The following is a 26,040-nucleotide window of genomic DNA, read 5'->3' as shown; positions in this document are numbered from 1 at the left end:
CGCAAAGGAGCGGTATTTCTGTGATGAACATCACCGTGTACACCAAGCCCGCGTGTGTGCAGTGTAGTGCCACTTACAAGGCGCTGGATAAACAAGGTATCCCCTACCAGACGGTCGACATCAGCCTCGATTCTGAGGCGCGTGACTACGTGATGGCGTTGGGTTACTTGCAGGCGCCGGTTGTGGTGGCCGGAAACAACCACTGGTCGGGTTTCCGGCCCGATCGCATCAAGGCACTCGCCGGGGCCGTGCTGACCGCGTAGCCAGATGACTATAGGTAAGGAGGTTGCGGTGCAGGCGCACAACTTGGTCTATTTCTCTTCGGTGTCGGAGAATACTCATCGCTTCGTGCAGAAGCTGGGTGTTCCCGCCATGCGGATACCATTGCATAGTCGTATCGAGGTCAGCGATCCCTATGTATTGGTGTTGCCCACGTATGGTGGCGGCCGGACCGCTCCGGATCTTCAAGCAGGCGGCTATGTCCCCAAGCAGGTCATCGCCTTTTTGAACAACGAGTACAATCGAGCACTAATATGCGGGGTGGTCGCGGCCGGCAACACCAACTTCGGCGCAGAATTTTGCTATGCCGGCGATGTCGTTGCTCGCAAATGCGGTGTTCCCTACCTCTACCGCTTCGAATTGATGGGTACCGAGGACGACGTCACTGCTGTCCGAGCGGGCTTGGCCAATTTGTGGAAGGAACATTAGGTGCCACCAACCGCCACTGCAGAGCCGGTAACCGCCAGCACTCACATGTTGTCCAATGAAACAGACTACCACGCGCTCAACGCGATGTTGAATCTGTACGATGCGGACGGCAAGATCCAATTCGACAAGGACGTACTCGCGGCCCGCCAATTCTTCCTGCAGCATGTCAATCAGAACACGGTCTTTTTCCATAACCAGGACGAGAAGCTGGACTATCTGATCCGCGAGAATTACTACGAGCGTGAGGTGCTCGATCAGTACTCGCGTAACTTTGTCAAGTCGCTGCTGGATCGTGCCTACGCCAAGAAGTTTCGGTTCTCAACGTTTCTTGGTGCGTTCAAGTATTATACCTCTTACACGCTGAAGACGTTCGACGGGAAGCGGTATTTAGAGCGCCTCGAAGACCGGGTCTGCATGGTCGCACTCACGTTGGCGGCCGGTGACACCGGCTTGGCCGAGAAGCTCGTCGACGAGATCATCGACGGCCGATTCCAGCCAGCTACCCCAACTTTTTTGAACTCGGGCAAGAAACAACGCGGCGAACCGGTGAGCTGTTTTTTGCTGCGCATTGAGGATAACATGGAGTCGATCGGGCGATCGGTCAACTCCGCGCTACAGCTATCCAAGCGTGGCGGAGGAGTTGCTTTGCTGCTGAGCAACATTCGTGAGCATGGTGCACCGATCAAGAACATCGAACACCAGTCTTCGGGCGTAATTCCGATCATGAAGTTGCTTGAAGATGCGTTCTCGTATGCCAATCAGTTGGGCGCCCGCCAAGGCGCTGGTGCGGTGTACCTGCATGCTCATCACCCTGACATCTACCGCTTCTTGGACACTAAGCGGGAGAATGCCGACGAGAAGATCCGGATCAAGACGCTGAGCCTGGGGGTGATAATTCCCGACATCACCTTTGAGCTGGCTAAGCGTAACGAAGACATGTACCTGTTCTCGTCGTACGACGTCGAGCGGGTTTACGAGGTGCCGTTCGCCGATATTTCGGTGACTGAGAAGTATTATGAGATGCTCGATGACGCACGCATCCGCAAGACCAAGATCAAGGCGCGGGAGTTTTTCCAGAAGCTGGCCGAGCTGCAGTTCGAGTCCGGTTACCCCTATGTCATGTTCGAGGACACGGTGAACCGGGCCAACCCCATTGAAGGTAAGATCACTCACTCGAATCTATGCTCGGAGATCCTGCAGGTGTCCACGCCGTCGTTGTTTAACGACGACTTGTCGTATGCCAAAGTGGGCAAGGACATTTCATGTAACCTGGGATCGCTGAACATTGCCAAGACGATGGACTCACCGGATTTCGCGCAGACGGTTGAGGTGGCGATTCGCGCGTTGACTGCGGTGAGCGACCAGACGCACATCAAGTCGGTGCCCTCGATCGAGCAGGGTAACAATGATTCCCACGCGATCGGGCTGGGGCAGATGAACCTGCATGGCTACTTGTCCCGTGAAGGAATCTTCTACGGTTCCGAAGAGGGAGTCGATTTCACCAACATTTACTTCTATACGGTGTTGTTTCACGTGTTGCTGGCTTCGAACTCTATCGCGATCGAACGAGGTACCTTCTTCAAAGGTTTCGAGCGGTCCAAGTACGCGTCGGGAGAGTTCTTCGACAAATACATCGAGCAGACGTGGGAGCCGAAGACCGATAAAGTGCGTCAGTTATTCGCTGAGGCAGCGATCCGTATTCCGACCCAAAACGACTGGAAGCGGCTGAAGGAGTTGGTGGTCGCACACGGCATCTACAACCAGAACCTGCAGGCGGTGCCGCCGACCGGATCGATCTCCTATATCAACCATTCGACGTCGTCGATCCACCCGATCGTGTCGAAAGTTGAGATCCGTAAGGAAGGAAAAATTGGCCGAGTTTACTATCCGGCGCCCTATATGACCAATGACAATCTGCAGTACTACCAGGACGCTTATGAGATCGGGTACCAGAAGATCATCGACACATACGCGGCGGCCACCCAGCACGTCGACCAAGGGCTCTCACTGACGTTGTTCTTCAAAGACACCGCCACCACCCGGGACGTGAACAAGGCGCAGATTTATGCGTGGCGCAAGGGAATCAAGACGCTGTATTACATTCGGCTGCGGCAGATGGCGCTGGAAGGCACCGAAGTCGAGGGCTGCGTGTCTTGCACGCTGTAAGTTCCTCGGTTCCTCGCGAGTATGGATACTGCGACGCGATACGTCCGTGACCCGTCGCAGTATCCATACCCGCAAGCCGTTGAAGTGGTCGGGCTGTGCGGGTCAGCATGTGCGATCCGGTAAGGTATTTGACGTGGGGAGAATTAGCCTATCCTATCCCAGCATGAAACCCGGGGTGAAGATCGACGCACGCAGTGAACGTTGGCGTGAACACCGTAAGAAGGTGCGCGGCGAAATCGTCGATGCGGCTTTCCGCGCTCTCGACCGGCTGGGGCCTGAGGTCAGTGTGCGGGAAATCGCCGAAGAGGCCGGAACCGCTAAGCCCAAGATCTACCGGCACTTCACCGACAAGTCCGATCTGTTCGAAGCTATCGGCATACGTCTGCGTGACATGCTGTGGGCGGCGATCTTTCCGGCTATCGACTTAGCTACCGACTCGGCTCGCGAAATCATCCGGCGCAGCGTCGACGAATATGTCAGCCTCGTCGACAAACATCCCAATGTGTTGCGGGTTTTCATCCAAGGCCGTTTCTCGGCGCAGTCCGAGGCAACAGTTCGGACCCTCGACGAAGGCCGCGAAATCACCCTGACCATGGCCGAGATGTTCAACAACGAGCTGCGGGAAATGGAGCTAAACCGCGCGGCTAGCGAACTTGCCGCGTTCGCCGCCTTCGGATCGGTTGCGTCGGCCACAGAGTGGTGGTTGGGTCCCGAACCCGATAGCCCGCGGCGGATGCCACGTGAGCAGTTCGTCGCGCATCTGACGATCATCATGATGGCCGTCATCGTCGGAACCGCAGAGACGCTTGGCATCTCGATGAATCCTGATCGGCCGATCCACGATGCGGTACCACTCGATCGCTCCGCGAGCTGAGCATTGACGGTGTTGACATCGTTACGATGATCGAAAAATCATATTGAAATTTGTGTACGATACCCCGGGTACCGGATATTTGTGACAGCTAGATGCCTAGGCTAAAAATGCGCATGTCGCGCACAGGTTTCCATAGGAAGACTGATCCAACGTGACAAATGCCGGGACTCGACCGGACACTCATGCCGAGCTGGGGATCGAGGGTCATCAGTTGGTGCATACCCGTGCTCTCATTATTGGTACCGGGTTTTCTGGTCTGGGGATGGCGATTGCGTTGCAACGGCAAGGCGTCGACTTGGTGATCCTGGAAAAAGTCGACGACATCGGCGGTACGTGGCGGGACAACAGTTACCCCGGCTGTGCATGCGACATCCCATCTCACCTGTATTCCTTCTCATTCGAGCCCAAGCCAGATTGGAAACACTTGTTTTCCTACCAACCTGAGATCTGGGACTACCTCAAGGGAGTGACCGAGAAATACGAACTGCGTCGTTACATAGTTTTCAACTCGCTGGTAGATCGTGGCCACTGGGACGAGGACGAGTACCGGTGGCATGTGTTCACTTCCGATGAGCGAGAATACGTTGCCCAGTTCTTGATCTCGGGGGGCGGTGCGCTGCATATCCCGTCGATCCCTGACATCGAAGGCCGTGACGAATTCCGCGGCACCGCTTTCCATTCCGCGCACTGGGATCACGGTGTGGATTTGACTGGAAAGCGGGTGGCGATGATCGGGACTGGCGCCAGCGCGATCCAAATCGTGCCGGAGATCGTCTACCAGGTTGCCGAACTCCAACTCTATCAACGCACCCCACCCTGGGTGGTGCCGCGCATTAACGTAGAATTGCCATTGTGGCTGCAGCGTGTTCTGACGAATGTTCCGGGACTACGGGCCTTGCTGCGTGCCGGTATCTACTGGGCGCATGAGGCGTTGGCGTACGGCATGACAAAGCGACCGAACACACTCAAGGTCATCGAAGCTCTCGCCAAATGGAACATCCGCCACTCGGTGAAAGACCCCGAGCTGAGTCGTAAGCTAGTTCCGCACTACCGCGTCGGGTGCAAGCGAATCCTGAATTCTTCCAGTTATTAACGGGCGGTCGCTAACCCGAAGACTGAATTTAGTGACCGAGGCCATAAGCCGAATCACGCGCGACGGAATCGTCACTGTCGACGGTACTGGCCGTGCGTTCTTCCGAGAAGTGGACGTGATCGTCTACGGTACCGGTTTTCATGCCACCGAGTCCTACACCTATGTCCAGATCAAAGGATGCCACGGTGAGGATTTGGTAGATCGCTGGAACCGTGAGGGCATTGCCGCTCACCGCGGGATCACCGTCGCTGATATGCCTAATTTGTTCTTCTTGCTGGGACCTAACACCGGACTAGGGCACAACTCCGTCGTGTTCATGATCGAATCCCAAATCCGCTACGTCGTCGACGCGATCGCGACGTGCGATCGGTTAGGCGCACAGGCGCTGGCTCCGACGCGTGCTGCGCAGGACCGTTTCAACGACGAACTGGAAGGCAATCTGGCTAACTCGGTGTGGAACAGCGGCGGTTGCAGTAGCTGGTATCTCGATGAACATGGCAAGAACACCGTGCTTTGGGGCAGTTACACTTGACAGTACTGGGGTGGGACCCGCTCGGTCAAGCCCACGGAGTACCAATTCTTTGGAGTGGGGATGGGCATCGCACCGGCATGCGCCGCTCACGGTGGCTAATTAGGTGGCTGGGCTAGTCGACACGCAAAACACTACTTCTTGTGTTGCGGCGTTATGTCGGACCCCAAGGGTAGTGTTTAAGGTCTAAGTACAGTAAGAAGACTGTCAGCTGACTAGAGCGTGTGAAGTGGGGTTTTGTTGACTGGGAAGATGAAGCTAATTGACCGCGTTTCGGCGATTAATTGGAACTGGCTGCAAGACGACAAGGACGCCGAGGTCTGGGACCGGCTGACTGGAAACTTCTGGCTGCCCGAGAAGGTGCCGGTGTCCAACGATCTCCCGTCGTGGGGCACGCTGACTGCTAGTGAAAAGCAGCTGACAATGCGGGTGTTCACCGGTTTGACGCTGCTCGACACGATCCAAGGCACGGTCGGAGCGGTCAGCCTTATTCCTGATGCGCTAACGCCGCATGAGGAAGCCGTCTACACCAACATTGCATTCATGGAGTCGGTGCACGCCAAGAGCTACAGTTCGATCTTTTCCACGCTGTGCTCGACAGCGGAGATCGACGAAGCGTTTCGCTGGTCGGAGGAGAACAACAACCTGCAGCGCAAAGCTAAGATTGTGATGGAGTACTATCGAGGCGACGAACCGCTCAAGCGCAAGGTGGCCTCCACCTTGCTCGAAAGCTTCCTGTTTTACTCTGGGTTCTACCTGCCGATGTACTGGTCAAGTCGGGCCAAGCTGACCAACACCGCTGATATGATTCGGCTGATCATCCGCGACGAAGCAGTCCACGGTTACTATATCGGCTACAAATTTCAGCGTGGCTTGGTGTTGGTCGACGACGCCAGGCGGGCAGAACTCAAGGAATACACCTACGAATTGCTCTTTGAGCTCTACGACAACGAGGTGGAATACACCCAAGATCTCTACGACAGAGTCGGGTTGACCGAAGACGTCAAGAAGTTCTTGCGCTACAACGCAAATAAGGCGTTGATGAACCTTGGCTACGAGGCGCTGTTCCCGCGGGACGAGACCGACGTGAACCCGGCGATCCTGTCGGCCTTGTCTCCCAACGCCGATGAGAATCATGACTTTTTCTCCGGCTCGGGGTCGTCGTATGTGATCGGGAAAGCCGTCGTCACTGAGGACGAGGACTGGGACTTCTAAAGGTCGCAGTTCAGCTGCTTTACCTTCAGGTCTACTCGCCTGATCCAGCAAACTCCTGATCGGTTAGTCTTCGGTTCCGAAGCCATCCATTTGTGGCGATACGCGCTTGCCCGCTGGGTGAGCTGTGCCGGAGGCGAAGTAGCGCATCGCGGATTGATCCGGTCACCGCTTGACGGACATAGTGGATCTCCTAAGAGGTTTCCGGGGCATCTGTCTATTTGAGATAGACGCTCGGCCAAGGATAGGTCGTGGTAGGGCCACATCGATTGGGTCAGTCAGCGTGCCTGAGGGTGTTGGTCTGTTTGCCGAATTACCATTGGCGACAAGCAGTCCCAAGGGGAGCAGGTCCATCGAGCTCTGAGAGTGCAGAGAGTTGTTGCACAAGTACCGGCTCACACTGAGACCATGGTCGTCGCTGCTTCCTGAACAACGCTCAACTGTTCGGCTATGAGACGAATGCTGACCATTGCCGCACGTTGCCTCTGTTCAGGCCGCTTTGGTCCACCTTCGTCAATCGGTTCTCCCCACTCCGCGTCGGGCCATCACTGCTTTCTCAAGCTTATCTGCGAGTTGAGCGTCATTCTTGCGATGTTTGTGGTTGTCGGTCATATCATCCTCTCCCCTCCAGAGCCCCTTTACTTAATCTCATAGCCTTCGCTACTTGCGAGATGTAATAGGACGAACTACGTGGCGAGTCTCGTTGTAAATTACTGCGGCAACAATCGACCGATGTCCGTTTATACACTCTACCATCAAATACGTGGCAGTTCGGTCTTTCTTATTTGCTACCCAGCGGGGACGGTTCTCAAATACTTGGTAGAATTTGACGACCGACATCCCCATGGGCAGTGACATGCTCCTTGTTGCCTCATTGATTTCAAGAATTTCGGCGTCAACTAGGCGATTTCACCACCATTCCTGACGGTCATACCGCTGGTTTTGATGCGGTATGACCGCAATAAGTGACATTCGTCTTTATATTAGGTGAGCTAGCGATGGAAGTAACCGGGCTCTTGTGGAATCATGCCGAAGCCGTGAACAACATGCTGTTTGTTCTCGGGAGGAGGCATAGACCAAGCGGTTATTCAGCCGTACCAACCCGGATCCTGGCAGGTATCCTCTAAAGTCTTGGTATTTGAAGTCCTGTGGACTGCCATGAACCAAGCATATTCCGTACATGTCACCCTGGAGCACGCTGACGGACAGCCTGTCGAAATGTCTCACCAGTTCAGACACCCGTTGAACCGTTCTGTGTCGACCTCAAATTTTAGGTTGGTCGGCCGCCACAACTCGTGGTTGGGACAAGCCAAACACTGTAGATTCATTAGGAATAAACGTTCCAGTGCTCCCGCTGGAAAAGCTCGGACAATATAACTTATAACTTTATAATTTATAACTTTGTTGTAGCCGTTGATGGTTCCAAGGAAAAGCGCTTGCATTACCGACAGTTGGCCAACCGGGTGTTATGTTGAGTCACGGCTTGTGCCTACAGATCTACCCGCAGTTGTTGATATGTCTTCGTCTCTGGCTAGCCGTTGGCTGGCATCTCAGGATTCGTCCATGCTGACTGAAGTCAGTTCATGGCGAATCCGCGCCGACGTCACAGCCTTACAAACTTGATATGTTTATGACGAAGCGGTACCGCACGTCGCTTGCCAGCACTCGTTCATAGGCTTCGTTGATGTAGTCCGGTTCGATGAGCTCTATTTCCGGTGTAACACTATGTTCAGCACTGAAATTCATCATCTCCTGGGTTTCGGTGATCCCGCCGATGTTCGACCCAGCTAGGCTGCGCCGCATGAGTGCCAGCGCGAATGCCGGCACCAACATCGGGTGCTCGGGAATGCCCAGCTCGACGAGCGTCCCGTTGACATCAAGCAGGTTCAGGTATTTGCCGAGATCCAGATTCGCCGAGACGGTGTTCAAAATCAGGTCGAAACTGCCACGTAGTTTGCGGAAGGTGTCGGGATCGGCAGTTGCGTAATAGTTGCTGGCGCCCAGCTGCAGTCCGTCCTCCATCTTCTTCAGCGACTGGGACAGCACCGTCACTTCACAGCCCATCTTTCTGCCCAGCTTGACACCCATGTGCCCGAGACCGCCCAAACCGATGATTGCGAGCCGCGTGCCCGGCTTAGCATTCCAATGCCTAAGCGGTGAGTAGAGCGTGATGCCCGCGCACAGCAGCGGTGCGGCGGCGTCCAGCGGTAGCGCATCGGGTATGTGTACGACAAAGTTCTCGTCGACGACGATTGCCTGGCTGTAGCCGCCTTGTGTTGACTGGCCGTCTGTGCCGATCGAGTTGTAGGTAAAGGTCGCGCCCCGTTTACAGTACTGCTCGATGCCAGCTAGGCAGCTGCTGCATTCACCGCAAGAGCCCACCATGCAGCCCACGCCGACGCGGTCGCCCACCTTGTGCTTGGTGACCTCAGTGCCCACCGCGGTCACCACGCCAGCGATCTCATGGCCTGGTACCACAGGGTAATTCGGTTGGCCCCACTCAGCTTTTACGGTGTGGATATCGGAGTGGCAGATACCGGCGAACTTGATCTGGATTGCTACGTCGTGCGGACCCGGGGCGCGGCGGTTGATGGTGACCTTGGTTAGCGGTTCGGTCGCCGACGTGGCGGCGTAAGCGGAGACGGTAGTCATGGCACCTAATCTTCTCTTTCTTCTGTGTTTTGACACGTGTGACTTCATTAGCTGTGAATACCGAAAGCTTATCTCTGCCCCCTCAATCGGGGTAAGTAATTAGGTCGATGGTGGTGACTCGCTAGCCCGGCTTTACCGCGCTTGCGCTCATCACTAGCTCCTTGCATCTGAAGTTCGTTTTATTAATTTGTTGAAAGCCGCCACCGGTGACTACCGCGACATTGACAAAGCTGCGGTGACATGCCCTGAAGAATGTCGCTGTGATCTTATTCACTGTGAATATTCAACGAACTTCAGGCTTACAATGTTAATTGATTGGTGCGTTGATCCACCTCAGGTCATCGACGATGCCGCGGGCCGCGATCAAGCCCTCACCGGTCTGCCACACTTCATCGTTGACGATGAAGATACGGTTGTCATGATTGGCGGACAGCTTGCGCCACGGGCCGCTGTCGAGCACGGTGGCGGCGCGCTTTGCGACTGCCGGTGAGGTGCACGATACGTAGATGATGTCGGCGTCAACCGCGGAGAAATCCGGCTCCTTCGCGAGATCAGCATCGGTGATCCCGCTCTGAATATAAGCCTGGTCGGTGAATCGCTGTGACGTGGGCCGGTCCACTCCGACCGCGGTTAGCACGCGGGCCGGGAAATTATTGGATCCGTAAACCCGCATAGTGTTGGTGGTCAGCTGGACGATGGACACTTGGTAGTGGGTTGCGTCATGAGTGGCCCCGATCTGGGTGGCCCGTTGGGAGAAGCCGTTGATCAGTGTTTCTACGGCATCGTTGCGCGCCGTGGCAGCGCCGACACCACGAAGGTTGTCTTCCCACGTTGCGCCCGGTGCTGCTGCTGTGAACACCGTCGGGGCGATCGCCGTTAGCTGCGGATATAATTGCGGCGTCAACTCTTGAGAGCCCAGAATCAGATCTGGTTGAGTAGCCGCAATAGCGCTCAGGTCCGGGGCCCTGCGGGTACCGACGCCGGGCAGGCCATGCACGGTTTTGCCCAGGTAGGAGGGCTGGCTTACGGAGTCGTTCGGCAATGCGGCGGCGGCGACTCGGTATTGCAAGCCAAGCGCGCACAGCGCATCGAGCTGGTCACCGGCCAGCACCACGATGCGCTGTGCTTCAGCTGGCACCTGGACCACATCTGGTTTGACTCCCGCGACGTTGTGGGCCGGCCGTGTCGGCGGCCCCGGATCAACCGTCGCTGGCTCTGGTGCGCAGGCTTGGTCCGGCCGGCGCTCATTTCCGATCACAGTGGCTCCCGCGATTTGGGTGGTGGGGGTGAGCAGCGACCGGGTGGGTGACGATGGTTTGCTTCCGGGCTGTCCCGACCCGCAACCGCTACCCACTGCTATTACCGCCGCCGCTACTGTGACGATGGCCCTGGTGGGTAGCAATAGGTGTTGTATTGCGACGGATAGCACGCGTTCGACCGTAACATCCGGCCAGCGCGGTTCCGGTGACGCTGCGTGCCGCACCGACTCGGTGAGGCATATACGACAGTTTTGTCGGATCAGATCTACCGCCCACCTGTTCGGGGGCTAAAATTACAGTCTGTAATGCAATGCGTAGTGTGCGCCCCTGTCCGGAATGGATGTTTTGGAGGAGCTGTTGACAGCCGAAGCGCTCTCGTCGGGAGAACTCAAGGCCATCCGTCCATACCCGGCCCGCACTGGTCCCAAAGGGAACCTCGTATATAAGCTGATCACCACTACCGATCACAAGATGATCGGTATCATGTACTGTGTTGCCTGCTTCATCTTCTTCTTTGTGGGCGGCTTGCTGGCGTTGCTGATGCGTACCGAGTTGGCCGCACCTGGCTTGCAGTTCTTGTCCAATGAACAGTTCAACCAGCTGTTCACCATGCACGGCACGATCATGTTGCTTTTCTATGCCACCCCTATAGTGTTTGGCTTTGCCAACCTGGTGCTGCCGCTGCAAATCGGTGCACCCGACGTGGCATTCCCACGGCTGAATGCCTTTTCGTTCTGGTTGTTCTTGTTCGGCGCCGCCATCGGGATGGCCGGTTTCATCACACCAGGTGGGGCCGCCGACTTCGGCTGGACCGCCTATACGCCGTTGACCGACGCCATCCACTCTCCCGGTGTCGGCGGCGACCTGTGGATTATGGGTTTGATTGTCGCCGGTTTGGGCACCATCTTGGGTGCGGTTAACATGATCACCACCGTGGTCTGCCTGCGCGCGCCCGGGATGACGATGTTCCGGATGCCGATCTTCACCTGGAATATCTTGGTGACATCGATCCTGGTGCTGATTGCGTTCCCCCTGCTCACTGCTGCGCTTTTTGGGTTGGCCGCCGACCGGCATCTGGGAGCTCACATCTACGACGCGGCCAACGGCGGAGTGCTGTTGTGGCAGCACCTGTTCTGGTTCTTCGGCCACCCCGAAGTTTACATCATCGCGCTGCCGTTCTTCGGGATCGTCTCAGAGATCTTCCCGGTCTTTTCCCGCAAGCCCATCTTCGGCTACACCACGCTGGTTTACGCGACGTTGTCTATCGCTGCGTTATCGGTCGCGGTGTGGGCGCACCACATGTTCGCCACCGGTGCTGTTCTGCTGCCGTTCTTTTCGTTTATGACGTATTTGATCGCGGTGCCGACCGGGATCAAATTCTTTAACTGGGTCGGCACAATGTGGAAGGGCCAGTTGACTTTTGAGACGCCGATGTTGTTTTCGGTCGGCTTCGCGGTCACTTTCTTGTTGGGTGGTTTGACTGGCGTGTTGCTAGCCAGCCCGCCGCTGGATTTTCATGTGACTGACAGCTATTTCGTCGTAGCGCATTTCCATTACGTGCTGTTCGGCACTATCGTGTTCTCCACGTTTGCCGGTATCTACTTCTGGTTCCCCAAGATGACCGGTCGGCTGCTTGACGAGCAGCTGGGCAAGCTGCACTTCTGGCTGACGTTCATCGGTTTCCATACCACGTTCTTGGTGCAGCACTGGTTGGGTGACATGGGCATGCCTCGACGCTACGCCGACTATCTGCCCACCGACGGCTTCCAGGGTTTGAATGTTGTCTCGACTATCGGGTCCTTCATCCTGGGTGCGTCGATGTTTCCGTTTGTGTGGAACGTATTTAAGAGTTGGCGCTACGGCGAGGTGGTGACCGTGGACGACCCGTGGGGATACGGCAACTCCCTGGAATGGGCGACCAGTTGTCCGCCGCCGCGGCATAACTTCACTGAGCTGCCCCGGATTCGTTCGGAGCGTCCGGCGTTTGAGCTGCACTACCCGCACATGGTGGAACGATTGCGCGACGAGGCATACGTTGGGCGCCGTCACGCCGAGGAGCTCGTTGAGGTGAGTTTACACTGATACGGCTCGGCTTGGCCGGCGCTGTCAGATGAGTCGCGAGTGAATACGCCACCCAAGGTGTCGGTGCTGATCACTGTCACCGGCGTGGATCAGCCAGGTGTGACGTCAGCGCTCTTCGCGGTGCTTTCGCGGCACGGGGGCGAACTGCTCAACGTCGAGCAGGTGGTAATTCGGGGTCGGCTCACACTGGGTGTGCTGGTGTTGTGCCCGCCGGAAGTTGCCGCTTATACCGCGTTGCGAGATGACGTGCAAGCCGCGATTCGCCGGGTCGGCCTTGATGTCACGATCGAGCGCAGTGACGACTTGCCGATCATCCGGGAACCGTCGACCCACACGATTTTTGTGCTGGGCCGTCCGATTACCGCTCGGGCGTTCGGCGCTGTAGCACGTGAGGTTGCGGCACTGGATGTCAATATCGACGTCATTCGAGGCATCTCCGACTACCCGGTTACCGGGCTGGAGTTGCGAGTCTCGGCGCCGTTGGAAGCCGCGGGATCGCTGCGGACAGCTCTCAACCGGGTGGCTACCGAGGAACATGTCGACGTGGCAGTGGAGGGTTACGGTCTGGCCCGGCGCATCAAACGCCTCATTGTGTTTGACGTCGATTCCACTTTGGTCCAGGGTGAGGTGATTGAAATGCTGGCCGCCCGAGCTGGCGCCCAGGGAACGGTCGCCGCGATCACCGAGGCCGCGATGCGCGGTGAACTGGATTTCGCGGAATCGTTGCAGCAGCGGGTGGCCACCTTGGCGGGACTGCCTGTCACGGTGGTCGATGAGGTGGCCAATCAGTTGCAGCTGATGCCAGGTGCTCGGACCACTCTGCGTACGCTGCGACGGCTGGGGTTTCGTTGCGGGGTGGTGTCCGGAGGCTTTCGGCGGATCATCGAGCCGCTTGCGCACGAGCTGATGCTGGACTTCGTCGCGGCCAATGAGTTAGAGATCGTCGACGGCATACTTACTGGCCGGGTGGTCGGCACAATCGTCGATCGGCCCGGTAAGGCCAAGGCGTTACGCTACTTCTCAGAGCAGGCTGGTGTGCCGATGGAGCAGACCGTTGCCGTCGGTGACGGCGCCAATGACATCGACATGCTGACAGCGGCTGGGCTGGGAATTGCGTTTAACGCTAAGCCGGCGTTGCGTGCCGTCGCCGATGCGTCGTTGAGCCATCCCTACCTGGACACGGTGCTTTTTGTGTTGGGTGTGACACGCGGAGAGATCGAGGCCGCGGACGCGGCCGACGGCGGGGTGCGCCGCGTCGAGATCCCTCCCGACTAGCCGCTTCCCGTGGCGACTTGGTCGAGGCTACCCGGCAACCGTCGCAGCATCGCGGTACGGCACGATGTCCGAGTGTCCCAACTTGGCCCTGAAACTGGCAGCGACGCAGCCGATCCCGATCTGCTGATCGACTTTAAGGACGTATCCCTGCGCTGCGAAGGGCGTGTCCTGGTTGGGCCGCTGGATTGGGCAGTGGAACTCGACGAACGCTGGGTGATTATCGGCCCCAATGGGGCCGGCAAGACGTCGCTGTTGCGCATTGCTGCAGCGGCCGACCACCCGTCGACGGGCGTTGCCTATGTGCTCGGTGAGCGGTTGGGGCGCATAGACATCTCCGAGTTGCGTGCGCGCATTGGCCTGAGTTCGTCGGTTCTGACGCAGCGGGTGCCTAGCAATGAAGTGGTGCGCGATCTCGTGGTGTCGGCGGGCTATGCGGTGCTGGGACGCTGGCGCGAACGGTACGAAGGTGTCGACTACCAGCGAGCGGTCGACATGCTGGAGAGTATGGGTGCCGAACACCTCGCCGACCGCACCTTCGGTACGCTGTCTGAAGGTGAGCGCAAGCGGGTGCTGATCGCCCGGGCATTGATGACTGATCCGGAGCTACTGCTGCTCGATGAACCTGCCGCCAGTCTCGACTTGGGTGCTCGCGAGGAGTTGGTCTCCCGGCTGGCTGATCTGGCCGCCGACGCGTATGCTCCGGCGCTAGTGCTCGTTACCCACCACGTGGAGGAGGTTCCACCTGGCTTTAGCCACTGTCTGCTGCTGTCGGAGGCCAAGGTCGTCGCCGCGGGTTTGCTGTCCGACGTGCTGACAGCAGAAAATCTGTCCACCGCGTTCGGTCAGTCGATCGCTCTGGATGTTATCGACGGGCGCTATTTCGCTCGCAGAGTCCGCGCCCGAGCAGCTCACCGGAGGCAGTTATGACGTCACCGCGACCGGCGGAGACCGTGATGCTGATTCGGGAGATTCCAGATAGTCCAGAGGGCTTGATCGTCTTTTTGATGCGCCGGCACGCAGCGATGGAGTTGGTCGCCCGGGCTATGGTGTTTTCCGGTGGTGGTGTCGACGATCGCGATCGCAACGTCTACATCGCGTGGGCTGGGCCGTTGCTGGCGTGGTGGGCGCAACGGTTCGGCGTTACAGCCGATCTGGTCGAGGCGCTGGTCTGCGCTACCGCTCGCGAGACGTTCGAGGAGACGGGGGTGCTGTTCGCTGGGCCGGTCGGCCGGTCGCTTTCGTCACTGGGCGGCATTGTTACAGACGCTTCGGTGTACGGCGAGGGGCGCCGAGCACTGGCCGACCGGACACTGTCGTTCGCAGACTTCCTGCACCGCGAAAATCTAGTACTGCGATCCGACCTGCTTCGGCCGTGGGTCAATTGGGTTACCCCAGAGGCCGAGCCGACCCGCCGCTACGACACCTACTTCTTCTTTGTGGGGGTGTTGCCGGAAGGGCAGCGCCCCCACGGGGAGAACATCGAATCCGATCGGACGTTTCAGGCGGTGGCCGATGACTTCGCCGCCAACCGTAACTTCCTGCTTCCCCCGAACTGGACACAGCTGGGTGCGCTGATAGGCCACACCGTAGCTGATGTGCTGGCCGTCGAACGTCAGGTTGTTTTCGTTGCGGCCACATCTGGTGAAGCGGGACGACAACTGGGAGATCGAGTTTTTCGACTACGATCGTTACAGCCAGGCGCGGATTTCCGGTGGATCGTCGCGGTAGCCGTAGTGGTGAGCGCAAGCGCGGCGAAGCCGGGCACAGCCGGTAAACACCATCGACTTATGCGCTCGTCATGAGCGAATTCGTCAATATTGTGGTTAGCGACGGCTCGCAGGATGCTGGCCTGGCCATATTGCTCCTCTCGCGACCGCCCACCAACGCGATGACACGCCAGTTTTACAGGGAAATAGCGATGGCCGCCGACGAACTTGGACGTCGCGACGACGTTGCTGCGGTTATATTGTTTGGCGGCCACGATATTTTCTCCGCCGGCGACGACATGCAAGAGCTGCGGACTCTGACCGCGGTGGAGGCTGGCGTCGCTGCTGAGGTCCGCCGTCAGGCTGTTGACGCCGTAGCGACGATCCCGAAGCCGACCGTGGCCGCGATTACCGGATACGCGCTGGGAGCGGGCCTGACGTTGGCCCTGGCTGCCGATTGGCGGGTCAGCGGCGACAACGTGAAGTTCGGCGCTACCGAGATCCTGGCCGACCTGGTCCCGGATGGTGATGGATTGGCCCGACTGACTCGCGTAGCCGGCGTGAGCAGGGCCAAGGACCTGGTGTTCAGCGGGCGCTTCTTTGATGCGGCGGAGGCCTTGGCGTTGGGCCTGATCGACGACATGGTGGCTCCCGACGACGTGTATGACATCGCCGCAGCTTGGGCGCGCCGCTTCCTCGACGGCCTGCCGCATGCGCTGGCCGCTGCCAAAGCTGGCATCAACGAGGTCTTCGATCTGGAACCGGCTGAACGGATCGCTGCCGAACGTCGCCGTTATGTCGAGGTGTTCGCCGCTGCTCAGCCCTCTTTGTTGCTAGGCGGCTGCGACTAGGGTGATCCGGGCGGCTCGTTAGGCTGCCCTTCATGACGAGGAGTACGGAAATCTCTGCAAATGCTGTGCCCAATCCGCATGCTACTGCGGAGCAAGTAGCTGCAGCCCGGAAGGATAGCAAACTCGCCCAGGTGCTCTACCACGATTGGGAAGCTGAAAACTACGACGAGAAGTGGTCGATCTCTTACGACCAACGCTGCGTAGACTACGTGCGGCACTGCTTCGATGCCATCGTGCCTGATGAGCTATTCACCGAACTGCCCTACGACTGTGCCTTGGAACTGGGTTGCGGCACCGGTTTCTTCCTGCTGAACCTGATCCAGTCCGGCGTCGCCCGGCGTGGATCGGTCACCGACCTCTCACCCGGCATGGTCAAGATCGCCACTCGCAACGGTCAGTCGCTTGGACTGGACATCAATGGTCGGGTCGCTGACGCCGAGGGCATCCCGTACGACGACAACACCTTCGACCTGGTGGTGGGGCACGCGGTGCTGCACCACATTCCCGACGTCGAATTGTCGCTGCGTGAGGTGCTGCGGGTGCTGAAGCCGGGCGGCCGATTTGTGTTCGCGGGCGAGCCCACCGACGTTGGAAACCGATACGCCCGTGTCTTTGCGGACTTAACGTGGAAGGTTACCATCCGCGTGGTGCAGTTGCCTGGGTTGAGTGCCTGGCGTCGTACGCAGGTCGAGATCGACGAGAACTCGCGTGCGGCGGCTTTGGAGTGGGTGGTCGACTTGCACACTTTCGAACCGAAAGTTTTGGAGACAATGGCGACCAACGCCGGCGCTGTGCAGGTGAAGACCGTCACCGAGGAGTTCACTGCCGCGATGCTGGGCTGGCCGCTGCGCACCTTCGAGTCGACGATGCCGCCGAGCAAACTTGGCTGGGGCTGGGCACGTTTCGCATTCACCAGCTGGAAGACCTTGAGCTGGGTAGATGCCAACGTGTGGCGGCGGGTCATACCGAAGAGCTGGTTTTACAACATTATTATCACCGGGGTTAAACCTTCCTGAGTGTTGTCCTGACTTTCAAGCTCGATGACGTCAGCTACCGTCCTGGTCGCAATTGGGTGCCGCGGTGCTTAGAGACGTCGACGAATTCGAGCTGACCGACACCACCCGGATTGCCGCCGCCGCTGCGGTACGGGCTAGGTTCGGTGACCGTGCCCCTATCCTGGTGGAGATAACACTACTGTGCGGCAGCGTCCTCGACAAGCTGGCCGGGTTAGGCGATATCTCAGCTGGCTGTTCACCGACGAGGCATTTCAATAGGTGACTGCCGCGCCCGGCGGCCCTGAACCGGGCGAAATGGCTGTTAGATCGTGTCGTTCACGGTGCGGCCTGCTCTATCGGCACAGAATGCGCTGCGTTACGCAGCTCCGCCCACCGAACGGTGGGCGTGCTCTTCATCGGCGCAGCACTCACCTGGAGCGTGTTCCGCAATCATCGCGAGGTCAAGGCCTGTACATAGCTGCGACGGTTCCCGGGCTCTGCTGTCTTGTGTCTGTGGCGGTGAGTTGTTCGGTTGGTTTCATAGGTGGTGGGTGAAATGGCTGTTTTTGCGTTTTATGACTGGCCGATATGTTCGGTAGTCGTGGGGGGCAGCCCGGAATCCTGTTGACGTGTTTTGCTGTGTTGCGGGGTTTTTGTTGGTGGGTGGCTGACTGCCTGCTTTCGATGAGGCTTCGTGTGCTTTGCCGCAGTGGACACGATTAGCGCGGCGCACGTAAGCATGTCGGTGGTGGATGCTGCTTGGTCTACATGTTGATGATGCCAGGGGCTGGGCACCTGGGCTGTGCTGAAGGCGATATCGATGCAGGCGTGAGTGTGAGGATAGTTGTTAGCGCCGCGGGGTAGGGGCGTTTTAGTGTGCATGTCATGGCCTTGAGGTGTCGGCGTGGTCAATGTGGCCGCACCTGAACAGGCACGTCCCCGTGCACGGTATAACTATTCGCACCTGATGTTATCCCTTGCACCATTTCTGCCGCTGGTATCGGTGTCGGCGGCTTGTTGACCGGCCCTCAGCCAGCAAGCAGGCATGCCGCCGGGTGCAGCAGTATCGTGTTAGTGAACAGTGCATCGATGATCCGGCCGTCGGCGGCACATACGGCAACCTTCTAGCGCAGATCAACCACCCACACCCCACCAGCCCACCACAACACCACCACCCAAGGCCTCAATCACCCCAACAATGCCCCGTCCGATGCTGACTCGCACAAAGACCGGGGCTTCGTCATAAAGGGTTTTACCGGAATCGATTTCGGCCAGAGACGCGGGCTGGGTTTCGATGTGGAAATTTATGAGGTGACGTCTACACCGCGGTTCGGTCCGGGTGGCGTTTCTGTGGTCGGCAGAACTGGTTGATCCGGGTGTGCGCCGCCGAGCCAGCATGCTCGATAGCGCTGAATAGATCACTGACGCGAAGCCCGACAACTGTCCAGTGTAGCCTTTCGGGCTATGGATCTTAGATCCCGAAGGTGCCGTGGTGCGGGCCGAGCTGGTACGTCACTACGGAGTGTGGCAACTCGACCCCTAATATTGCCTATCTGTTCGGGGATCGTTTTCCGCCCACAGTTCGGGGTTTCGAAGTGCTTGAACAGCTGCGGTTCGATGAGCGCTGGCTGCGGCAGGCACTGCCGGCACTGGATTGTGGTGCTTTAGAGATCTTGGTTCGCAGTATCAAGGTCGACCTTGATACGCTGTGCCGTGGTATCCGGCTACGCGGCAACCGGCTCCTGTCCGTGGTCATCGCCCGCATCGGTTCGGGGCCCACCAGTCATTCGGTGGAGTTTGCTTGCTGCCCGTCGTGGTAAATACCCGGATACGCTGACGGTGGTCATTTTGCGAGGTGCCCCGCCTTCACATGTGGTCTGCGCGCAATTCTATCTACGATGCGCCATCTGATGGCGCCCGCGGTACTAGCACCTGCAGTTCTGTTGGCCTGGCCGGCGGCCGCAGCGCCGGCGTCGTGCGAGAGCTTAGGCGGTGTCCAGATGGCCCAGATATGCCATAGTATATGTCGCAGGCCCTATAGTACACTCTCAACTTGACCTTTCCCGTCGACTATTCCGACCAATAGGCGTTGACCGACTACATCACCCAAAACCGCGATGGATTCGTCAACATAGCTCAGGTTTCTGGTGTCTGCGAGCACCCCCTACCAAATGGACGTGACGACCGAACAGCACAGCCCCGGTCAACCGTCACGCACTACCTGCAGTGTTGTGCTCAAGTTCTTCCGTGACCTCGGTGGTGCACATCCGTCCACCTGGTACAAGTGGTACAAGGTGTTTAACTACAACCTCCTACAACCTCGGGACCTGCCAGCTCATCAATTTGGACACGCTGTTTGCACCTGGCACGATGCCGCTGGACAGCATCTTCCCGGTCGTTCAACGCGAACTGGAACGGCAGTACGCGATGGGTGCAATGATAACCTTCTATCAGCCTTGACTCGTCTCGTTACCAGAACTTTCACTATAATTGATAACCAGCTGATCTTCTACTTCACCCAGGGTGAGATGTTGCCGGACTTTGCTTCCGCCGTTCAAGTCCGGGTACCTCGCAGCGCTATCCCACCGCTAACGATCTGACTAGGTGGGCGCGAAGCTGTAGAGTTGGCCATCGCTGGTGACGGTTATCACCCGGCGGTTGTTGGCGATAGATACCCCGACGGGATATCCGGTGGCTGCCGGTAGCGGATAGCTGTTGAGGGTGTGGCCATTGCGTGGATCGAAGGCCAGCAACGACATGCCAGGTGCGTCTGCTGCGGGCGAACTGCTGACCACCGTGTAGCCGACGCTGACGCCAGCTAGGCTCGACGTCGACAATGGGGTGAGGTCGTCGCGTCGCCAGATCTGTTGGGCGTGGTCACCGGCGTCCTTGAACGCGGCCAGGCGGGTGTCGGGGCCCCCGCCGGACACGATCAATCCCTGCGGGGTGACTGTGGGCGGCGTCTGTGCCAGAAATTCCAGTGGCACCGACCATTTCGGTTTCCCGTTGGCGGCGTGCAGTGCCCACAGGTGCTGGTCGCGGCCATTGACGTAGACGGTTGATCCGTCGGCGGATAAGACCGGGCTGGCAAGTACACCGGCGCCTATGGCGTCGCTAGTCCACGCACGGGCAAGAAGTGGCGTCTGCCTTGAGTGGTACTTCAGCCCGATTAGCCCCGCGGTTGGTGCGCCTGGCTGCCAGATGTCGAGCACCACCGTCTGGCTGGCTGGCGAATAGGCAGGGGCTGACGCAACAGGGCAGCCCCGTTGGGCTGATACGCAATCGGCCAACCCACGCGTCGGGTCGGTCGGGTTAACGCCGTCCACCAGGTCCAGTGGACTACCGACAACCATGCCGCGATGCGCGTCGAAAACCAATACCTGCCCCAGGTGCGTGGTGACGAGCAGTTGGCCATTGCCAAGAAAGCGGGGGGTGGACGGCATCCCGATCACCGGCTGTCGCCAGCGTGTCCATTGCGTCATTGGGAACGAGAAGATCGTCCCAGGTTCGCCGACATACAGATTCTCGAAGCCGTCGAACAACGGACCGCCGAAGCCGCCACCTTGGACCAGCCGAACACACCAACGTTGCCGGCCGTTGTCGTTGTTTTCCCACTCCATCAGCGAACACCCGGCCTGGGTCTGCGCGTTCATCGCGAGATATCCGCGCGCGCTAAGTGCCGGACCGGCCGCCAAACTTCCTTTAACCGACCGTGTCCACTGTAGCGCCAACTTGGTGGAGCCGCTGGTTGCGGTGTAGCTGCTGTTGGATGCGTCGCCGTATTGCGCCGGCCAGCCTTGAGCGGCCGACGCGTCAACCCAGGAGTCGGTGTTGCCGCAACTGTCGAGCCCAACCGTGAGTACAGCCGCCAGTGCCGCTGACGACCAACGCCGAAGTCTCAGGAAGAGATGTTGGGCACGCACCGTATCCTTTCGCAGGGTTTCAAACCCTTCATTCAACGTGGGTGCCGTCCGGACGGACCCGGCCGTTCAACCAATGCAGCAATCGAGTACAGGTGAGGGTACCCTGTCGCGGCTCAAGCCCGCGTTATTGGCTCTGCCGTTCTCTGTCTAGTAAGGTTAGGCACAGCCCGCCGTTTCGGCGGGCATTGTCGCCAGACTAAGCTGTCCCGCCATGACGACGATGTGGGGTGCACCGCTTCATCGCCGCTGGTGTGGGTCACGGTTGCGAGATCCGCTCCAGGCTAAGTTCCTCACTTTAGCCTCGCTGAAGTGGGTGCTGGCCAACCGCGCCTACACCCCCTGGTATCTGGTGCGTTATTGGCGGCTACTGAAGTTTAAGTTGGCTAACCCGCACATCATCACCCGCGGTATGGTGTTTTTGGGTAAGGGTGTGGAGATTCACGCGACGCCCGAACTCGCGCAGCTCGAGATCGGACGCTGGGTGCACATCGGTGACAAGAACACGATCCGCGCGCACGAGGGCTCGTTGCGATTCGGCGACAAAGTAGTATTAGGCCGGGATAACGTTATCAACTGTTATCTCGACATCGAGCTTGGGTCGTCGGCGTTGATGGCTGACTGGTGTTACGTCTGCGACTTTGACCACCGGATGGATGACATCAACATCCCGATCAAGGATCAGGGGATCGTCAAGTCCCCGGTCCGCATTGGTCCGGACACCTGGATGGCTGCAAAGGTGACGGTATTGCGTGGCACCTCAGTCGGGAGGGGTTGCGTGCTGGGAGCACATGCGGTGGTTCGTGGGGTAATCCCTGACTATTCGGTCGCGGTCGGTGCACCGGCCAAGGTGGTCAATAATCGAAAGCTGTCTTGGGAGCAATCGGCCGCGCAGCGCGCCGAGCTGGCTGCTGCATTGGCCGACATCGAACGTAAGAAGGCGGCACACTAAGTCGGTTGCTACTTCCGTTACCTGGCAGCGTAGTTGTCGGGCCGGTTTCTTTTCATCTAGGCGCGAAATGGCCAGAGGAGGATTCGCAGCACGGCATACGCCGTGTAATAGATTGCGGAAGAAGCTAGTCACTCCCATAAGCCCCGCGGATAAGTGAGGGTCAAGCAGAGCTGAAGGAACTGTTTTGATGCTGACGGGGTAGTCAGTTGTCTGGGAGACCAGGAACCGCGCGCTGTTGCAACCCACAACGTAAATGGCGTCCACGACGTGCTCGCCGCCGTTCATCTGATCGATGAAACTCACTTTGAGTACCGTCAGATTCACGCTGGTTAAGCTGGTTAATGTTGGTGATCTCAGCATTGCTTTGAAAGCAAAAATAGCTGTTTTTTAATGGTTTGACTGAAACACTTGTTCAAGTTCGGGTTGATCGAACACGTTGGCTTGCGGGAAGCCGTGCTGTGAGCCGGATCGCGGTGAAACTGGGCCAGGGTTCGCAAGTCCTTGTCGACAAGTCGAAGACTCAGCGCTTGCCGCGTTATCGTGCGAGTTCATCGCCGATGCCGAGGTGTTTGACTATCCACTTTGTCTCGTCGTTAAGGTGTACCGTTTCGGATCGTGGGTACGCAGTTTCCCAACGTTCGAGGCGGAGACACGATATGCTGTACTAGACTAGTAGGGCTGCCGTGGTGAGATCTATGGTGCCGGCGCTGACGACGGTTGCGGGCCTGGGTAACCAGTTCACTTGTACCGCATTACCGAACTTTGAGTGTCTAGGTCTATCGCGGTCTGATCGGCGGCTTTGGTGATCTCAACGATATCTCCGTCATGCAGGTATTTGGCCTTGTTACCCTTCCCCCTTGAAGAAGGCCTTCCACTTGACCGCGGGCAGCAGTAGAGAATTCATGATTTGCACCGGTTTTGGTGGAGCACAGTGCTCATCGGCGTGCCGGTCAACACCAAATCTCCGGGTTGGAGGTGCTGAAACCGAGTGAGCTCCTTGCAGCGGTGAATAAGTCATGCCTGCATTCACCATTATGTCTGGACGTATTTGGCCGTTGACTTCTAACCGCAGCCGCAGGTCGCTGCAATGCTTAAACTCGTAGCCATATAGCAGCACCAGCGCTGGGCCAACGGAAGTAAACGTCGGGTACGATTTGTCTTCGTAGAGATGGTGTTTGGGAAATTGGATGTCGCAAGCAGACATATCGTTGGTGACTGTCAGATCGGTAACGCAGTCGCACAAGTTGGCTGCGGTGACGGTGGCACCGAAGCGCAGCTCGCGGCAGGTAATTAAAACGATTTCGACCTCCTAGTCCCGAAACCGGATGTGATCGGGTTTGATGACGTCGGCGAATGGCCTGCTGATCAAACCCGAAGCCCTGCTGAGGAACGTCAAAGGGATTGTCTTCGGTGCTATGCCGGAGTCTTTGATGTGTGGTGCGACGTTGGTCATTTTTAGCCACAACTCGGCACGGGGGCATTGGCTAGACAAGCTGAAGGTTCTCAACAGGCACAGTGTCACTGTCGTCGGCTGCGGTGTTGATGGCTGCACGGTCGGTCAGCAATTCACCGATGCTTGCCGCATCGGTAGCGACTTTGACAGCGCCACTGGGTGACTTGCACCCACCAGGCGTCAGCGGTGCCCAGGATCGAAATGGTCATGACTTAACTGCTTTCATCAGGACCATAAGCAGTTAGGAATCGAATTCATTGTCGGCGCGCAGCGCACTGACGACTGACAGTGCTTCGTGTGGTAGGTGTTTGGTGCTGGCGCCGAGGTGTTCTTCTCAGGCCGTCAAAATATCTAGATCGTACACCTGAGTACTAAGTACGGGTAGTGGATCGCTGATCCCAACGACAGGGTCAGCGTATGGTGGCCAGTCGGTGTCACGTCGTGCTCGCAGAGGATGAAGTTCATGGTGGGCTCCCGGTCGCGCTGTTCAGGGAAAACAGAAAATCGCTGACGATCATTCCAATAGTGGGGAGGTACCAGTTGAGCGTGCCCAGGTATTCAGTGATTTGCAGCGCCATGTGTGTCCCAGCTGTTGCACGGTCGGGGGTCGCTACGATTGGTGCTGGGTCGGGTCGCGTTGACCTACTTAAATTGATGCCCAAATTGAAGGTATGTGGAGTCTGAATCGGTAAGGACTCGAGTTAGTGTGTGCACGCTACCACGCCGGACCGTGAGCCCGTTTGAATCGGTCAGGTCGATGGCCAGGCTGCCCAGGTGTTGGGTCAGGCTGCGTGTCTGGTGTTCGGTTGCTCCGGTGAGCCGGCATCGGCGCCGTGCAAACATATGCTGTCGGGAGTGCTATGCGGCAGTGGTGAATCCGAATGCCTTGGCGAATTTTTCGGCCCGTTCCAGATCCGGCTTTCCGAAATTGAGCCGTGCGGTGTCGTGCACTTCTATCACGGGTTAGGTTGAGCGCCTAGAGTGGTTCAACCCTGTGGGCGTCGCAATTGCTGTGTAAACCGTTGTGCGCGCCAACACCGTGCATCATAGTGGTTCTTTAAGCTATTGTAGCTGAAGACATCTTCACTTCAGAATAATTTGTCAGTCAAAGATTTGTGAAAAATCCTCATAAATGAGGTAGGTAATTGCCCGAAGAGGCTTGCTAAAGACGAAGACAAAGGAGGTGCCTGTGGTCGACAAGCTGCCCACCGCTTCTAAAGGCACAAGCAGCGCACCCGTGCGGCGCTGATCACCGCTACGCAAGCCTTCATTTTCGTTGCCGACGATACGCTTAATGCGCCAATACAGGCATCAGCCAAGCCACCGGTGTCGGCTCGTTCTACAACCATTTTGGGAGCAAAGAGGAATTCTTCGAAGCAGCTATTAACGAAGTCCTCTACGCGTACGGGTTTTTGTTCGACGCACTAACGGCATTAATCGGGTATGGGGAGGAAATATACGCGTTTAGTTTTCTCTTAACTGGACGGATGTTTCATAGGCCGGACAGTCGAATCGTTCTCAATCAAGGTTTGCGCCTGATTACCGCCGACCGAGGGCTGGTGCCTGGAGCCAAGCGCGACATTGCGGCCGTGGCCGGGAAGTTGCAGGTGATAGATCCGAGACTGGCGATGGCGGTCGCCGCAAGAGTGCTGCTGGTACTCGGCAAACTACTCCAGGACGAACCCGGGCACGACGAGGTGCAAATCGCAGATATCCGCCGAGGAGGTGCATAAGTTGTGCGGTATACCGCTTAGTGTCGATGTGCTCGACTAGTGAGGTCGTTTAGCAGGTGTCGTAGCGATCAGCCTTGACCCGGCGCCTGCTTTGCGTAACTCCCTTGAGCTCGTTGACCAGGCCTTCGGTGTCCGCGACGATCACCGTCAACGTCGAGTGGTTGTGCAGCTCCAGGACGCGGTGGATCCTGGCTTAAAGTGTATGCAAACACCGGCGTGTGCGTTGGTACCGGAGGTCAGTCCGTCATCGATGAACGACAATCGGGGCCCACGGTTGGTCTACTATACGGTAGGGGGCGGTGACATGGACGTCGCGAATACCGGATGGTGGGGTCTCGACACGAAATGGTCCGTAGCGGACGACGAATTGACCGTTGTCGGTTAGTGTCACGCTCTGGTTGCTGGGTCGCCAAAATGGTAACCACATTGGTGCGAGCATCTGGCCGTAGCGATAGGGAAAATAATGACCCCGGTGCTGCGGCTTCATTGGCAATAATTCCAATCTTTCTTGATCAGGCTATTTTTTGTTAAAACTTTTAAATCTTAGCAGAATTCGATGAAATTGAACCCGAAGCCGCTA

The 26,040-nt window shown here is 57.8% G+C and carries 18 protein-coding genes and 5 pseudogenes; 18 read left to right on the top strand and 5 right to left on the bottom strand.

Annotated elements, in window-relative coordinates; translation table 11 throughout:
* Positions 1-23: 23 nt before the first annotated feature.
* The 6 genes and pseudogenes from ML_RS08855 to nrdF all read left to right on the top strand — a co-directional run bounded on the left by ML_RS08855 (position 24) and on the right by nrdF (position 6,585).
* Positions 24-263: a redoxin NrdH gene (locus tag ML_RS08855; protein WP_041322946.1), complete on the top strand. Its 240-nt coding sequence runs from the start codon at positions 24-26 to the stop codon at positions 261-263.
* A 4-nt stretch (positions 264-267) separates the two neighbouring features.
* A pseudogene (nrdI, locus tag ML_RS08850) lies at positions 268-739 on the top strand (class Ib ribonucleoside-diphosphate reductase assembly flavoprotein NrdI).
* A complete protein-coding gene (nrdE, locus tag ML_RS08845; RefSeq protein WP_041322943.1) occupies positions 709-2,874 on the top strand; it encodes a class 1b ribonucleoside-diphosphate reductase subunit alpha in 2,166 nt (721 codons plus the stop codon). Before nrdI ends, nrdE begins: the two are co-directional and overlap by 31 nt.
* Before the next feature lie 163 nt (positions 2,875-3,037).
* The gene (locus ML_RS08840; RefSeq protein ID WP_162618334.1) at positions 3,038-3,748 is read left to right on the top strand and encodes a TetR/AcrR family transcriptional regulator; all 711 of its coding nucleotides are present in this window, start codon (positions 3,038-3,040) and stop codon (positions 3,746-3,748) included.
* 190 nt (positions 3,749-3,938) lie between these two features.
* A pseudogene (locus ML_RS08835) lies at positions 3,939-5,472 on the top strand (flavin-containing monooxygenase).
* Positions 5,473-5,610: 138 nt separating this feature from the next.
* The gene (gene nrdF / locus ML_RS08830; protein ID WP_111481141.1) at positions 5,611-6,585 is read left to right on the top strand and encodes a class 1b ribonucleoside-diphosphate reductase subunit beta; all 975 of its coding nucleotides are present in this window, start codon (positions 5,611-5,613) and stop codon (positions 6,583-6,585) included.
* Positions 6,586-8,193: 1,608 nt separating this feature from the next.
* Here nrdF and ML_RS08825 read toward each other — a convergent pair.
* Positions 8,194-9,234 (bottom strand): NAD(P)-dependent alcohol dehydrogenase, encoded by a 1,041-nt coding sequence (locus ML_RS08825; RefSeq protein ID WP_041322939.1) that lies wholly within the window; start codon positions 9,232-9,234, stop codon positions 8,194-8,196.
* Between the two features lie 307 nt (positions 9,235-9,541).
* Positions 9,542-10,618: an iron-siderophore ABC transporter substrate-binding protein gene (locus tag ML_RS08820; protein ID WP_172591968.1), complete on the bottom strand. Its 1,077-nt coding sequence runs from the start codon at positions 10,616-10,618 to the stop codon at positions 9,542-9,544.
* Between the two features lie 232 nt (positions 10,619-10,850).
* Here ML_RS08820 and ctaD point away from each other — a divergent pair, with 232 nt between their 5' ends.
* The 7 genes and pseudogenes from ctaD to ML_RS08785 all read left to right on the top strand — a co-directional run bounded on the left by ctaD (position 10,851) and on the right by ML_RS08785 (position 17,685).
* Complete coding sequence (gene ctaD / locus ML_RS08815; RefSeq protein ID WP_010908511.1) at positions 10,851-12,575, top strand: aa3-type cytochrome oxidase subunit I; 1,725 nt, start codon at positions 10,851-10,853, stop codon at positions 12,573-12,575.
* Positions 12,576-12,614: 39 nt separating this feature from the next.
* Complete coding sequence (gene serB / locus ML_RS08810; RefSeq protein WP_010908510.1) at positions 12,615-13,850, top strand: phosphoserine phosphatase SerB; 1,236 nt, start codon at positions 12,615-12,617, stop codon at positions 13,848-13,850.
* A gap of 48 nt (positions 13,851-13,898) precedes the next feature.
* Positions 13,899-14,777: an ABC transporter ATP-binding protein gene (locus ML_RS08805; RefSeq protein ID WP_049769943.1), complete on the top strand. Its 879-nt coding sequence runs from the start codon at positions 13,899-13,901 to the stop codon at positions 14,775-14,777.
* A pseudogene (locus tag ML_RS08800) lies at positions 14,774-15,578 on the top strand (NUDIX hydrolase). Before ML_RS08805 ends, ML_RS08800 begins: the two are co-directional and overlap by 4 nt.
* A gap of 70 nt (positions 15,579-15,648) precedes the next feature.
* The gene (locus tag ML_RS08795) at positions 15,649-16,407 is read left to right on the top strand and encodes an enoyl-CoA hydratase (protein WP_010908508.1); all 759 of its coding nucleotides are present in this window, start codon (positions 15,649-15,651) and stop codon (positions 16,405-16,407) included.
* Between the two features lie 32 nt (positions 16,408-16,439).
* The gene (locus ML_RS08790; protein ID WP_010908507.1) at positions 16,440-17,423 is read left to right on the top strand and encodes a class I SAM-dependent methyltransferase; all 984 of its coding nucleotides are present in this window, start codon (positions 16,440-16,442) and stop codon (positions 17,421-17,423) included.
* A gap of 64 nt (positions 17,424-17,487) precedes the next feature.
* The gene (locus tag ML_RS08785; protein ID WP_145985192.1) at positions 17,488-17,685 is read left to right on the top strand and encodes a hypothetical protein; all 198 of its coding nucleotides are present in this window, start codon (positions 17,488-17,490) and stop codon (positions 17,683-17,685) included.
* A gap of 851 nt (positions 17,686-18,536) precedes the next feature.
* Here the strand turns inward: ML_RS08785 and ML_RS19225 are convergent.
* Positions 18,537-18,842, bottom strand: coding sequence for a hypothetical protein (locus tag ML_RS19225; protein WP_145985191.1), 306 nt, complete (start codon positions 18,840-18,842; stop codon positions 18,537-18,539).
* Positions 18,843-18,997: 155 nt separating this feature from the next.
* On the opposite strand from ML_RS19225, the gene ML_RS19220 reads away from it, so the two are divergent.
* Complete coding sequence (locus ML_RS19220) at positions 18,998-19,222, top strand: THUMP-like domain-containing protein (protein ID WP_064430366.1); 225 nt, start codon at positions 18,998-19,000, stop codon at positions 19,220-19,222.
* A gap of 78 nt (positions 19,223-19,300) precedes the next feature.
* A pseudogene (locus ML_RS16180) lies at positions 19,301-20,002 on the top strand (esterase).
* On the opposite strand, the gene ML_RS08770 reads toward ML_RS16180, so the two are convergent.
* Positions 20,003-21,304 carry an outer membrane protein assembly factor BamB family protein gene (locus tag ML_RS08770; protein ID WP_197492542.1) on the bottom strand — a complete coding sequence of 434 codons (1,302 nt, stop codon included), beginning with the start codon at positions 21,302-21,304 and terminating at the stop codon, positions 20,003-20,005.
* Between the two features lie 232 nt (positions 21,305-21,536).
* Here ML_RS08770 and ML_RS08765 point away from each other — a divergent pair, with 232 nt between their 5' ends.
* Entirely contained in the window at positions 21,537-22,274 is a 738-nt protein-coding gene (locus ML_RS08765; RefSeq protein WP_010908505.1) for an acyltransferase, read from the top strand.
* Positions 22,275-23,012: 738 nt separating this feature from the next.
* Here ML_RS08765 and ML_RS08760 read toward each other — a convergent pair.
* A pseudogene (locus ML_RS08760) lies at positions 23,013-23,936 on the bottom strand (fumarylacetoacetate hydrolase family protein).
* Between the two features lie 565 nt (positions 23,937-24,501).
* Between ML_RS08760 and ML_RS08755 the strand changes: the two are divergent.
* Both ML_RS08755 and ML_RS16175 read left to right on the top strand, forming a co-directional pair.
* Complete coding sequence (locus tag ML_RS08755) at positions 24,502-24,699, top strand: hypothetical protein (RefSeq protein WP_041322933.1); 198 nt, start codon at positions 24,502-24,504, stop codon at positions 24,697-24,699.
* A 440-nt stretch (positions 24,700-25,139) separates the two neighbouring features.
* On the top strand, positions 25,140-25,460 hold the full coding sequence (locus tag ML_RS16175) for a hypothetical protein (RefSeq protein ID WP_231846586.1): 321 nt from the start codon (positions 25,140-25,142) through the stop codon (positions 25,458-25,460).
* Positions 25,461-26,040: the final 580 nt, after the last annotated feature.

Source organism: Mycobacterium leprae TN, assembly GCF_000195855.1.
Classification (GTDB): Bacteria; Actinomycetota; Actinomycetes; order Mycobacteriales; family Mycobacteriaceae; genus Mycobacterium; species Mycobacterium leprae.
This window is presented reverse-complemented; position numbering and strand designations above follow the sequence as displayed.

What these genes read in the sequence shown, in the direction of transcription:
- ML_RS08790 (WP_010908507.1), top strand. Translation starts at nt 16,440, where the DNA reads ATGACGAGGAGTACGGAAATCTCTGCAAATGCTGTGCCCAATCCGCAT.
- ML_RS08825 (WP_041322939.1), bottom strand. Translation starts at nt 9,234, where the DNA reads ATGACTACCGTCTCCGCTTACGCCGCCACGTCGGCGACCGAACCGCTA.
- ML_RS08765 (WP_010908505.1), top strand. Translation starts at nt 21,537, where the DNA reads ATGACGACGATGTGGGGTGCACCGCTTCATCGCCGCTGGTGTGGGTCA.
- ML_RS08855 (WP_041322946.1), top strand. Translation starts at nt 24, where the DNA reads ATGAACATCACCGTGTACACCAAGCCCGCGTGTGTGCAGTGTAGTGCC.
- ML_RS08795 (WP_010908508.1), top strand. Translation starts at nt 15,649, where the DNA reads ATGAGCGAATTCGTCAATATTGTGGTTAGCGACGGCTCGCAGGATGCT.
- ML_RS08840 (WP_162618334.1), top strand. Translation starts at nt 3,038, where the DNA reads ATGAAACCCGGGGTGAAGATCGACGCACGCAGTGAACGTTGGCGTGAA.